At 37.7% G+C, this 12,299-nt stretch carries 12 protein-coding genes and 2 pseudogenes; 10 read left to right on the top strand and 4 right to left on the bottom strand.

Features of this window, described 5'->3' with window-relative positions:
• Window positions 1-56 precede the first annotated feature (56 nt).
• Window positions 57-566 (bottom strand): annotated as a pseudogene (locus tag VB713_RS04920) (alpha-amylase family glycosyl hydrolase); the annotation flags it as partial.
• Between the two features lie 139 nt (window positions 567-705).
• The gene (locus VB713_RS04915; RefSeq protein ID WP_323310461.1) at window positions 706-2,295 is read right to left on the bottom strand and encodes an NCS2 family permease; all 1,590 of its coding nucleotides are present in this window, start codon (window positions 2,293-2,295) and stop codon (window positions 706-708) included.
• Window positions 2,296-2,432: 137 nt separating this feature from the next.
• On the opposite strand from VB713_RS04915, the gene VB713_RS04910 reads away from it, so the two are divergent.
• From VB713_RS04910 to VB713_RS04890, 5 genes and pseudogenes are all read left to right on the top strand, one after another.
• On the top strand, window positions 2,433-2,702 hold the full coding sequence (locus VB713_RS04910) for a hypothetical protein (protein WP_323310460.1): 270 nt from the start codon (window positions 2,433-2,435) through the stop codon (window positions 2,700-2,702).
• A complete protein-coding gene (locus tag VB713_RS04905; protein WP_323310459.1) occupies window positions 2,672-3,118 on the top strand; it encodes an HNH endonuclease in 447 nt (148 codons plus the stop codon). The genes VB713_RS04910 and VB713_RS04905 overlap by 31 nt, the downstream gene beginning before the upstream one ends.
• A 77-nt stretch (window positions 3,119-3,195) precedes the next feature.
• Window positions 3,196-3,570 (top strand): annotated as a pseudogene (locus VB713_RS04900) (Uma2 family endonuclease); the annotation flags it as partial.
• 159 nt (window positions 3,571-3,729) lie between these two features.
• Complete coding sequence (locus tag VB713_RS04895) at window positions 3,730-4,185, top strand: hypothetical protein (protein WP_323310458.1); 456 nt, start codon at window positions 3,730-3,732, stop codon at window positions 4,183-4,185.
• A 157-nt stretch (window positions 4,186-4,342) separates the two neighbouring features.
• A complete protein-coding gene (locus tag VB713_RS04890; protein WP_323310457.1) occupies window positions 4,343-4,774 on the top strand; it encodes a DUF4351 domain-containing protein in 432 nt (143 codons plus the stop codon).
• A 158-nt stretch (window positions 4,775-4,932) separates the two neighbouring features.
• Here the strand turns inward: VB713_RS04890 and VB713_RS04885 are convergent, their stop codons facing one another.
• Complete coding sequence (locus tag VB713_RS04885; protein WP_323310456.1) at window positions 4,933-6,069, bottom strand: cob(I)yrinic acid a,c-diamide adenosyltransferase; 1,137 nt, start codon at window positions 6,067-6,069, stop codon at window positions 4,933-4,935.
• A gap of 250 nt (window positions 6,070-6,319) precedes the next feature.
• On the opposite strand from VB713_RS04885, the gene fraC reads away from it, so the two are divergent.
• The 3 genes from fraC to VB713_RS04870 all read left to right on the top strand — a co-directional run bounded on the left by fraC (window position 6,320) and on the right by VB713_RS04870 (window position 9,051).
• Entirely contained in the window at window positions 6,320-6,868 is a 549-nt protein-coding gene (fraC, locus tag VB713_RS04880) for a filament integrity protein FraC (RefSeq protein ID WP_323310455.1), read from the top strand.
• Window positions 6,869-6,994: 126 nt separating this feature from the next.
• Entirely contained in the window at window positions 6,995-8,011 is a 1,017-nt protein-coding gene (gene fraD, locus VB713_RS04875) for a septal junction protein FraD (protein ID WP_323310454.1), read from the top strand.
• Window positions 8,012-8,271: 260 nt separating this feature from the next.
• A complete protein-coding gene (locus VB713_RS04870) occupies window positions 8,272-9,051 on the top strand; it encodes an ABC transporter permease (RefSeq protein WP_323310453.1) in 780 nt (259 codons plus the stop codon).
• A gap of 95 nt (window positions 9,052-9,146) precedes the next feature.
• Here VB713_RS04870 and VB713_RS04865 read toward each other — a convergent pair whose 3' ends face one another.
• Entirely contained in the window at window positions 9,147-10,034 is an 888-nt protein-coding gene (locus VB713_RS04865) for a sugar ABC transporter permease (protein WP_323310452.1), read from the bottom strand.
• Window positions 10,035-10,070: 36 nt separating this feature from the next.
• Here VB713_RS04865 and purN point away from each other — a divergent pair, with 36 nt between their 5' ends.
• A complete protein-coding gene (gene purN / locus VB713_RS04860; protein ID WP_323310451.1) occupies window positions 10,071-10,748 on the top strand; it encodes a phosphoribosylglycinamide formyltransferase in 678 nt (225 codons plus the stop codon).
• A 92-nt stretch (window positions 10,749-10,840) separates the two neighbouring features.
• Window positions 10,841-12,283, top strand: a complete 1,443-nt coding sequence (locus VB713_RS04855; RefSeq protein ID WP_323310450.1) for a phosphoglucomutase/phosphomannomutase family protein — start codon at window positions 10,841-10,843, stop codon at window positions 12,281-12,283.
• Window positions 12,284-12,299: the final 16 nt, after the last annotated feature.

Here is a 12,299-nt window from a genome sequence, read left to right as displayed (position 1 = left end):
ATCGGTACAATCTGCATCTGATAAGCTTTTTAGACTATTTCGTCATCCCGTCAGGCATAATCGTCGTAATCTACAGCATCAAAATGCCACCAATGCCATTGGAAGTCAGAATATTTACCTTGACGACCAGGAAATGTGTAATTGGTGTAAGCGTTAATATCCCGTTGCCAACCTTTGGGATTAAGCCGATTATCTTGGGAGAATGGAGTAGCTTTAGTTACTTCTTTGGCATCTCCTCCCATTCTGTGATTGAGGACGGCATCTGCGTAGACTTGTAACCCATTTTGCTGAACTGCTTTGATAGCATCTAAGTACTGTGTGCGATCGCCATATTTGGTGCGAATAGTACCTTTTTGATCAAATTCACCCAGGTCGTACATATCATAAACACCGTATCCCACATCATAACCGCCTGCCATTCCTTTATAGGCTGGTGGTAGCCACAATGCCGTAAAACCCGCTTTAGCTATTTCTTGAGCTTTATTTTTTAACTCATTCCACAGGATTAAATCGGGGTCGATATACCAGTGGAAATATTGCATCATTGTGCCGTTGATTTGGGACATTTCGCTGATTTCCTCAAATAGTTCACAAAATAATGGCGAAATTATAGAAAGCTGAAAAACTCATCTATAGCTTTTTAATTCCTCCAATAGGTACTGGTAATTTTACGGAAAAGCGCTATTTTATCAGAAAATTTTCGGATCATTCTTGTTTTTGTCTTGTTTGCCAAGAGACATAGAAAAACAAAATAGCCAATAAAATATAACCCACAGCCCAACTACTACCTGTTCCCCAACCCAAATTAACAACAGTATCTGCGATCGTCCATTGATAACTGTGCATTAAACCTACCCAAGATAATGCAGCACCTGCCAATGACCAATAGGCAGCTTGGCGAAAATCCTGTTCAATAATAAAAACAGTAATAGCGGCTAAAATCATCGCCGAAAAAATAAAGCCCTGTTCTAAAGCAAAAGCGCCATCAATATAGGTATCACTCAATTTAAATTGTTCAATTAAAGCAGGTGTAAATGGCTGTTCTGGAGTGCCTAAACCTGCTGCACGGAGGGCATTTTTAGCTATTAACGCTCCCCACCCGGCAATACCTGGTAACAAGCCTACAACTACTGCTGGCGCATGGTGAGAGGGTGTAGCAGTAAAGCTTTGGGCAACTATCACAATTCCAATCCAGAGGACAATTGCCATACCTGCCTCAATAGGGACAAAATAGGCAAAGAGAGCGATCGCACCACTTAAACACAAAATGCCCATAATGATACCATTGGCAATAGAGTAACCCACCCTTGCCCCTAAAGCTTTCCAACCCGGATGACCGATATAGATAGTTGTAGGAAAACAAGAACCACAAACCGCCGCCACAATAGTACCAATACCGTTAGCCGCTAAAGACGGTACAGCAGGGTAACTATCTCCCGCAGCTTCCGCACTTTCTAAATTTTGAATACTACCAACCAGATTAAATAATCCCATTGGTAAAATGATGCTCAGGTATTCTACTAAAACCGTGCGACTTTCCCAAAGTTTTCCTAAATATACACTGGGGAAATAAAAACCAATAGGTGCAACAGCAGCAGTAAGTTTAGCATTGTCCCAAGTAACTAAACCTGTTCCCCAAGCTAAGGCAATACCTAATAATACAGCTAATAAACCCCCAGGTATGGGAAAACGCACTTTACCAAAGTAGGTAACGAGGATGACACCAAGGGGAACTAAACCGACGACAGGGTTAGCAAAGGTGCGGAATAAAAAGCCAATAGCAATAAAGGTGATAGCGATACCACTGAGAGTAGAAAGCATAGCCGCACGGGGAGCAATACGACGCAGAGGGTTAACAATAAATGCCCCTAAAAGTTCAATTACACCCGAACCCAAACAAGCTACAATACCTGCTTGCCAAGCTAATTCAGATGCTTGTTCAGGAGATACACCTTGAGCTAGTGCGGCTAACCTCACAGGTAACATGACTAAAAAAACATAAGCAAACAGACTAATGGTGTTGATACCATAGGGAAGAGCAGTAATATCATCCCGTTGTTCTTTTGTTCCTTGCTGTTTAGCTAACCAACCATAATAAAAGTTACCGACAATTAAACTAAAAGCCACACCAGGTAAAATGCGTCCATAGACTAGGGAAGGAGGGAAACCTAATACACCTTTGCATAAACTGACAATTAATAATATTTGAATAAAGTTATCAAGTACGAGGCCAAATAAACCATCTATATCTCCGCGAACAAACCAACGTGGGGTTTTTGGTATTGGGGTTTCCATGTCTTTTAAATTTTGCTTTTTCTGGGTTTAAGGATACCAGTGAATTGTTTATATTATCTAGCTAATAATCTCAAATTTGCTTTTTTAATACTCTATTAATGCTGGTACAATAGAAATAAAGACAGTGTGAACACACAATGACTACTCAATTAATGGTTCAACCTTCATCTTTAATATCTTCTGGTGTGAAGATGAGTGAATTTGGTAATATTTATCTATTTAAATTTACCGAAGAACTACAGGTACGTTTTGAAGAACTATTAGCAAAGAAAAAATCTGATACACTGACTTCTGAAGAAGAAGCCGAATATGTAGGTATCTCGGAGTTACAGCGAATATTTACCTTAATTAATGCTCAACTAGCTGCTAAAAGTAAATGGTGTCCGAACCAACTCGACGACTTATAAGAAAACGAGCTAAATTCCTCTGTGAATATTGCCACTCTCCTGAATACCTAAGTCCCGACCGTTTTACCATTGACCATATTATGCCGCAGTCTTTGGGGGGTTCAGATGAACTGGAGAATTTAGCTTTGGCTTGTCATCGCTGTAATGAGCGTCATTATAATTTTATAGTAGCGACTGATCCTAAAACTCAAGAACAAGTTGCTTTATTTAACCCTCGTCAGCAAGAATGGTCAGAACATTTTATCTGGATAGAAGATGGTATCAAAATTTTAGGTAAAACTGCTATAGGAAGAGCAACAAGCGATCGCTTTGACTTTAATGATGAAAGACGTGATGAGCCTTCTATTCAAGTTGCTCGTCGTTTTTGGATAGAAGCAGGTTGGCATCCACCACTATCAGATCCTTGTCAAGAATAAAAATCTATATCCTATTGATTTCGGCACAATAGAAATACTGTGAACACACAATAAAGTATATTTTCAGGAATAGCAAGATGTATCAAACAGATCCGCCTCGTTCACCTCAAGAAGTCTTACCAACGATGTATGATCTCAAAAGTGAAGATCCAGAGGAGAAAGGTTTGCCTGATCAATTTCATTTATTGCAACCCAGGTTATTAGACGAAACTTTTAATTCTCCCACCTATCCTAGCAACAAAATCTTTACCGCTAGTGATATGAATTTATATTATGACCCCAATCATCCAACATGGTATAAAAGACCAGATTGGTTTGTATCTGTGGGAGTTTCTCCTCTATATAAAAATGGCGATTTGCGTTTAAGTTATGTAATTTGGCAAGAAGGAATTACTCCTTTTGTGATAGTTGAATTGCTATCACCAGGAACAGAAAAGGAAGATTTGGGAAAGTGATATTTAATCTGTCTGAATCAGGATGTCCAGGATTTCAGGATTTACAGGACTTAATAAAGTTATCATCTCAATGATAATTAAACTAAATATTTATGCTCTATAATGGAACTTAAATTTATAGATTCCTTTAATTACAATTATTTGAAATTATTTTTTATGTCAGTTTTATGGAGAAGTCACATAGCCAGAAATCATTTTTTTGTAAACAATAAAATTAGAGGAATTGAAGTTAAAGAAGGACAGATTTTTAAACAAGTTAATTTAGGCGAGGAATGGGAGAATAAATTGAGAAGTATGCTTTTATCAGATGATCCTGGTACAGAAGATAATTTTTCTGTGTTACTTTTCAAATATACAGGTGAAGAATCAAATATACACCTTATGCCACCAATTAGAAGAAAAGATCCAAATAACCAAAGCAATTTTTATAGCTTTTGGTCGGCTGGATATTCTTGGTTTATAAAAGTGGATAAACGTCCTTTTCATAACCGAATGAGATCATTGATATTAAAACCAGATCAGCCTTTGTATTTTATGGAACAAGAATATGAAAAAACTTCAGAGTTTCAAAATTTATTAGAATGGGTTAATAGCTTACCTGAAGATCATTGATTTAATTATTATTATAATTTAGCAAAAATAAGAATAGATATGCAAAATATCTCTCAAATCCTAAAAACACAACTCAAACAAACATCCTGTACATCCTTAAATCCTGGATATCCTGATTCAGACAATTTGACAATTTAATTTTACAACCCTATGAGTTTTGACAACGTTTGTAAACTTAGCACCATTAACTCGGACAAATTCACCCCAAGGTTTATTATCCCAAATTGCCAATAATGTTGCTAAAATTGCAGATAGGGAGACTAAACAGGATATTGCAGCTTACACAGAGATTTTAGCCGGTTTACGGTTTGAGAAAGATTTTATTCGCCAATTGTTAAGCGAGGACATTATGCAAGAATCAGTAATTTATCAGGATATTTTGCAGAAGGGAGAAAGAATTGGAGAACAAAGAGGAGAAGTTAAATTTTGTCTACGTTTACTTAATCAACGCTTTGGGGAAATTGATTCTTTAATAGTTGAAAAAATCAAAGGTTTACCTGTAGAACAGTTAGAAAATTTAGGTGCAGCGTTGTTTAATATTTCTGAAGTTGCTGATTTAATAACTTGGTTAAATCAAGAAGAACATTAGTAATAGTGATTTTTGGGTTGGGTTTTCTCAACCTAAATAAAAATATTATGCGTTAAGCTGCGTTTTTCTTTAACTTTTTATTATTCCCCAGTATTGTGCATAGTCAGTTGTCGGTTGTTAATTGACTACTGACTACCAACTATTGACTAATGACCAATTTAAAAATCAACCCCCCGCTTCAGTTCAACACCTTGATTTGCATAGTGTTTATGACAATAAACCTCAGAGTGAATACTGGCTAAATCAAAATATGCAGGTTGATTTTGACAACGACCAGTAATAATAACTTCTGTGTCTTTTGGCTTACGCAACAAAGCTTGCACAATGGGATCAACAGGAAGTAATTCTAAATCAACAGTGGGATTGAGTTCATCGAGAATTATGGTTTTATACACACCAGATGCGATCGCAGTTTTGGCAATTTCCCAACCCCTCTCCGCTTCTACATAGTCTAATTCTTGCCGAGAATTACGCCACACGATCGCATCTCTACCACAACGTAAATGATCCACCACTTCAGGATAAGACTGCTGCAAAGCTGCTATAGCTGCATCCTCAGTATAACCACTACCACCTTTCAACCACTGCATAATTAACACGCGAGTAGATCCAGGATGATTAATCCCCCTACCAATCGCTTGTAAAGCCTTACCCAAAGCGCTAGTTGATTTACCCTTACCTGCACCAGTATAAATTTCTATACCCTCAATGAACAGCGCTGCTGCTGTCGGGTGGTGATGGGGTTTCATTTCTGAATGCAAATCCGCAATATCTAATAACTGTTGCGGTGCAGCACGTCCGGTAGCGATGATTTCCAATTCTTGGGGTTTAGATTTTAATGTTTTTACCACCTCATCTACTGATAGCAAACCCAAATCTAAAACCGGGTTAATTTCATCTAAAACCACAACGGAATATAACCCTGATGCGATCGCACCCTTAGCCACATCCCAACCCCGTGCAGCTTCAGTTCTATCAAATGGGGTAATCTCATCATGTCCAAAAAACTCCGCCCTACCCGTGCGAACCTGATCAATCAAATGGGGAAAACCACGCTGTAAAGCTGCGATCGCACCATCCTCATCATAATCCCGTTCTGGTCCTTTCAAAAACCTCAGCAGCAGAACGCGATTAGAATCACTCGGTGTATTTATTCCCAAACCAATCGAGCGCAAAACCACCCCTAAAGCAGCTTGGGACTTTCCTTTTCCAAGTCCATCATAGACGTGAATTTGACCCGTGAGCCGTTCAGAACGTACTTGTGCTGTGCGAATACCGATGCCATTTCTTGTCATCTTTGGAAAAGCTGTAACGTGGCAATCCCCTATTTTACCGAACCTTGGTTTAATTAGGTAGGAAGATTTTCTCTAAAATTTGCCCTATAGATCACACCTCAGTATACTAGTGAAGTCAATGTATTAATAATCTTAATCACAATTTACGATCATACACAGATCGCAAATGACAAGAAGAATGAGATAATTGCCCCCATCATCCGTATTATCTCAGTTATACTGTGGAGTCAACCCTTACTGTTCAACTTTTATGCCAGAAGAATTATCACTTCCCAAAATTTTGCCCGTTGGTGCAATTTTGTTTCAAACTTTATTTTTACTAATTGCCATTGCCATAGAAGGCTATGTTTTGCATAGATGGCTAAAATTTGACAAAAAAACTAGCATCTTTTATGCCATAGCCATAAACGTTTTTTCCACCGTCATTGGCTGGAATTTCTTTTTTCTAATTGAGCCAATATTACCTTTACAAGCAAAATCAGAATTAATGAGCTATGTATTTTTTAACAGGTTCACAAATATCAGTACGCAGAGTTATATAATTTTCATCTGTTTCGTCATGTTCTTCGCTACTTTTTTGATAAAATTTTCGTTACTAAAAATATTAATTATTACATTAGATGAAATTGGTAAAAAAGAAGAAATACCGACTACACAGCGAGAAAAAATCATTATCAATGAAAAATTCAAGTTGCAAAATACCAATTTAGTTACCACTACATTAATAGCAAATTCAATGAGCTATTCTGCCATAACTGTAGTATTAATACTTCGCAATCTCTCTACAATTAGCAAATGACTGCCTCGAAAAATCAATTATACACATTATTATTGCCCATTTTCTGTTATCTATTTTCGCCAATGAATTTAATTTTGTCCTGCTACGTAATTGCAAAAAAAAGATTAACCTTATTAAGGTAAAAAAATGAATTCATCATTCTTCTTGTTTAAAGAATTAATCCTGGTCTTTAAATTTATTCAAGATTTATTTTTGGGAATTCAAAAACTTTTAATTCCTCCCAAAGCTTTCTCCTGGCAAACATTAATTTATTTAAGCGTATTTTCTTGGGGAACTTCATATTTTGCGCTAGGTTACATAAAAGACATAATTGCATTAACAGGTTGGTTGTTTCTAATAGCTGGTACAGCTTGGTATACCACCGATGATCCTTTAAGAGTTCCTGGTACTTTTATGCCAGTTGGAGCATTAATAACTGGTTTATTAGTCAGTGTTTTTGCTTTTGGACATCAGGTGAATGTAGTTACACCTAGAACCATCGTTCTCTGGCCAACAATTTCTGCCATCATTACCGCAATACCAGAATTTTTTGCAGGAACAGGGACACAAGCAAAAGCTGCTATTCCCAAACTAGAAGCCCGTCAAAAAATAATCGTATTGATTGCTTGGTCTATGTTGATAAGTTGTTGGATTCAGTTTTATTTTGTTATAGATAAATGGTTAAAAGAATATCCCAGTTTATCTGTAGATAATTTTCAACGCAGCACCTTTGTAATTAGACTAGAACCAAAAACTGAAAAACCAAAAAATGGCGAGACTATTTTAAATAAAATTCAACCATTTATAGAAGAAGAAATAGTTAGCAAACCTTGGTCAGAAGTAGAGAGATGGTTGTTAGAAGCTAATAAGGAGGTTGGGAATTTAGGAAACAGAATGATTGAGAAAAATCTGGTTAAATATAAAGAACAAAAACTATGGATTGTTGAACCACGTATAGTCAACATCGAATCGGGATACAGATTAGATATCCTCAGCATTTGGAAAGGTCCAAGCTCAAATGCACGCGGTTTTTATATCCAAAAATCTTGTCGCATCCAACCAATTGCATCCGTCAATCAACCAGAAAATAAAAACGCAGTCGCAGGAATTGAATGCGATCGCATTAACAGATTTTTCTTAGGTTCCCCACCACCACAGCAGTAAGGGCTTGGGGAGATGAGGAGAAATATCTATCTTTCTTCTAACTGTTCCCTATTCCCTGTTCCTTAGAGGATGTTTGAAAAGTGGTTAGTGATGTATTAAAAACTTTAGATCCTCCTAAATCCTCCTTTTTAAGGAGGACTTTGAGCAGGTTATTCCCCCCTTTTTAAGGGGGGTTAGGGGGGATATCGATACAAACTTAGACTTTTCAAACACCCTCTTATTCCCTGTTCCTTATTCCCTGTAAGCAATCCCTAATCCCCATGAACATAGCTAGAATCTTTGTGATGTCAAAAAATGTGTTTCAGGAAGTGATACGCGATCGCATCCTGTATATCATCGGTTTTTATGCACTCATCCTGGCTGTTGCTAACCGTACCATTTTTGAATTTAGCGCTACAAGCCAAGACAAAATATTTTTAGACGTTGGACTGTCAGTAATGAACGTCATTGGTTTAATTATTGCCATCTTTATAGGTACAGGACTCGTTAACAAAGAAATAGAAAAACGTACTATTCTCATGCTAATTGCTAAACCTATCAGTCGTAGTGAATTTATTACTAGTAAATATTTAGGTTTATCTGGTGTATTGGCAGTAATTGTAGCCGCAATGACAGCTATTTATCTAGGATTTTTGCAATTTAGTAAAATGTCATATCCGATAGAAAGCATTCTCATTGCCTCATTTTTCTTATTTTTACAATTAACCTTAGTTACTGCTGTAGCCATCACTTTAGGAGTTTTTACCAGTTCTCTTATAGCCACAGCCTTAACATTTGCAGTCTATTTAATGGGAAATATTACACAAGATTTAGTTGCACTTGGTCGTCTTAGTCAAAACTCTGGTGTGGAACGCATTACCCAAGCTTTATATCTGATACTGCCAGATTTATCTCGCTTGGATTTTAAAAATGATGCCGTTTATGGTTTACAAGCAATGCCTGATATAATCACACTGATTACTCATGCAGGCTATGGTTTACTTTATAGCTTCATGCTGTTAGCAGTTGCTATTTTTATTTTCTTACGCAGAGAGTTTTAAAGTCAGAATTCAGGATTCAGGAGTCAGGTTTCAGGATTCAGAAATTAAAAGATTCGAGATTTTAACAAACCATTAACAAGCAACAGGTAATTACTTCAATCTTCTTCCCAAGTTCGTAACTGCAAATAAACTAATAGCAAAGTTACAGCTAACAAGACAGTTGCTACTGCTGCTGCATAACCAAAATCAAATTGACCAAAAGCTTCTTGATAAGTGTAATAAACCAACAAATTAGTAGAGTTCAAAGGGCCACCACCTGTAATTACATAAACAGGTTCAAAACTCCGCAATGTAAAAATAGCCGTGGTGACAGTAGCAAATATTAAAGTAGGTCGTAATCCTGGTAAGGTAATGTGCCAAAATTGTTGCCAATCATTAGCACCATCCAATTCTGCCGCTTCATAACGACTAGGAGGAATTACTTGTAATCCAGCTAAAAAAACCACCATATTGAAACCTAGTTGTTTCCAAATACTAAATAAAATTATGACTGGCATTGCCCAAAAAGTATCTCCTAACCAAGATATTGGCTGAATAGCAAAAAAATTCAAAAATCCATTGACTGGCCCAGCATTTTGAAATAGCCAGCGAAATCCTAAACCAGCAGCAACGAGAGAGACAATTGAAGGCAGAAAATAGGCACTTCTTAAAATCCCTCTCAAAGCAATGGAACGATCTAATAATACTGCTAGTCCCAAGGGGATGACTAAACTTGGCAAGAGGCTACCAAGGGTAAAATAAACAGTGTTAAAAATAACTTGCCAAAAATCGGAGTTGAGTAGTAAACGCAAGTAATTTTTGAAGCCTACTAAATAAGTGCCGCTTGAAGTAAAACTACCAGCAGTAAAACTGAGATAGAACAAATAGATAATAGGCCAAATAATAAATAATCCTAACAAAATCAATGCGGGTGTGAGAAAAATCCAAGCAGCGACTGTATCATTATCCAGCAGTTGCATAGACGAAAATCGGGATGGTTTCATGATAATCTTATTCAGTCATACAATATTTATAATTCTATGAATCAATATTACCCGATTGAGGGGTCATCTAGCTTAATTTCTCCTGATATTTCTAGTTCAAAATTTACATCAAATACTCCCTTGAAATTAGGAGTTATGGCTTCTGGTAATGGTAGTAATTTTGAGGTGGTTGCTGAAGCTATTCAAGAAGGCACATTAAACGCTAAAATCCAAGTTTTAATTTACAATAATCCCTCAGCTAAGGCAGCAACAAAGGCAGCAAATCACGGTGTAGAAGCTATTCTATTAAATCACCGCGACTACAAAAGCCGAGAAGATTTGGACAGGCAAATTGTCAAGACTTTGCAGCAGTATGATGTAGACTTGGTGATCATGGCAGGTTGGATGCGTCTGGTGACACAAGAATTAATTGATGCTTTTCCTGACAAAATTATTAATATCCATCCTAGCTTATTGCCTAGTTTCAAGGGCGTTAGGGCTGTAGAACAAGCTTTAGCCGCAGGAGTGAAAATAACAGGTTGTACTGTGCATCTCCTCCGTTTAGAAATGGACAGTGGCCCCATTTTGATGCAAGCGGCAGTACCAGTATTACCGGATGATACGGCGGAAACACTACACGCTAGAATCCAATTACAGGAACACCTAATTTTACCATTAGCGATCGCTTCTCTAGCCTCAAGGAGGCAGGAGGCAGGAGGCAGGAGTCAGGAGTAAAACCCGCTTTATACGTTGTATTTTTCCAATTACCCATTACCCATTACCTATATAAATGCTACAATCCTCATTTAGAAATTTAGGATATATTTATGCCAGTTTTAACTAGCCCAATCAAGTTTGGTACGGATGGCTGGCGGGGCGTAATTGGCGAGGAATTCACTTTTGAACGCCTAGCCTTAGTAGCAACCGTTGCCGCCAAAGTTTTATATAGTACTTATTTTCCTACTGTAGGCAATCGCACAATTATTATCGGTTACGATCGCCGTTTTATGGCAGAAGAGTTTGCCCGTGTTGTCGCTAATGCTGTGACTGCTGTGGGCTTTGATGTCCTATTTAGCGAAACTTTTGCCCCCACACCAGCATTTAGTTGGGCAGCTAAAGAACTCAATGCATTAGGGGCGCTAGTCATTACAGCTAGTCATAATCCTGGCAAATACTTAGGCTTAAAAGTCAAAAGCGCTTTTGGAGGTTCCGTACCGCCAGAAGTTACCAACGAAATAGAAAGTTTGTTAACCGTAGATGTACCACCCGCAGCCACGGCGGGAACAGAAGAGAAGTTTGATCCCTGGCCTAGTTATTGTCAAGCATTAGCAGCTAAAGTTGATATTGGCAAAATTAAGGAAGCGATCGCATCCGACAAATTAACATTATTTGTTGATGTTATGCATGGTGCAGCGGCTAGTGGATTGGGTAGACTATTAGGCGAACAAGTCAAGGAAATCAATACCAACCGTGATCCCTTATTTGCAGGTGGTGCGCCCGAACCTTTACCAAAATACCTTTCCCAGCTATTTAAAGTCATCAAAACTCATGGGAAAAGTAATAACACAGGTTTAACTGTAGGTTTAGTATTTGATGGAGATTGCGATCGCATTGCCGCAGTAGACAAAGACGCTAATTTCCTTAGTTCCCAAATCTTAATCCCCATATTAATAGATCACCTCACCCGCAGACGCAACTTCACAGGCGAAATCGTCAAAACAGTTAGCGGTTCTGATATCATTCCCCTTGTTGCTAAATTACTGAATTTGCCTGTATTTGAAACCGCAGTCGGTTATAAATACATCGCTGACAGAATGTTAGATACAGAGGTATTACTAGGCGGTGAAGAATCCGGTGGCATTGGCTATGGTAGTCATATTCCCGAACGAGATGCCCTACTTTCAGCATTGTATGTACTAGAAGCAGTTGTAGAATCAGGCTTAGATTTAGGTGAGTATTATCGCCAATTGCAACAACAAACCAATTTCAGTTCAGTGTATGATCGCATAGATTTACCTTTAGCAAATATGGACGTGCGAGGAAAATTATTGCAACAACTGCAAACCCAACCTTTAACAGAAATTGCTGGAAAAAAAGTAATTGATTGTAAAACCATCGACGGTTATAAATTTCGTCTCGCTGATCAAAGTTGGTTAATGATTCGCTTTAGCGGCACTGAACCAGTTTTACGTCTTTACTGTGAAGCACCCACAATAGAACAAGTTCATCAAACCCTAGCTTGGGCAAAAACTTGGGCAGAATCTAATTAATTGATAACTATTAATA

This window comes from Anabaena cylindrica UHCC 0172, from assembly GCF_034931625.1.
In the GTDB taxonomy this organism is placed as follows: domain Bacteria; phylum Cyanobacteriota; class Cyanobacteriia; order Cyanobacteriales; family Nostocaceae; genus Anabaena; species Anabaena cylindrica_A.
This window is presented reverse-complemented; position numbering and strand designations above follow the sequence as displayed.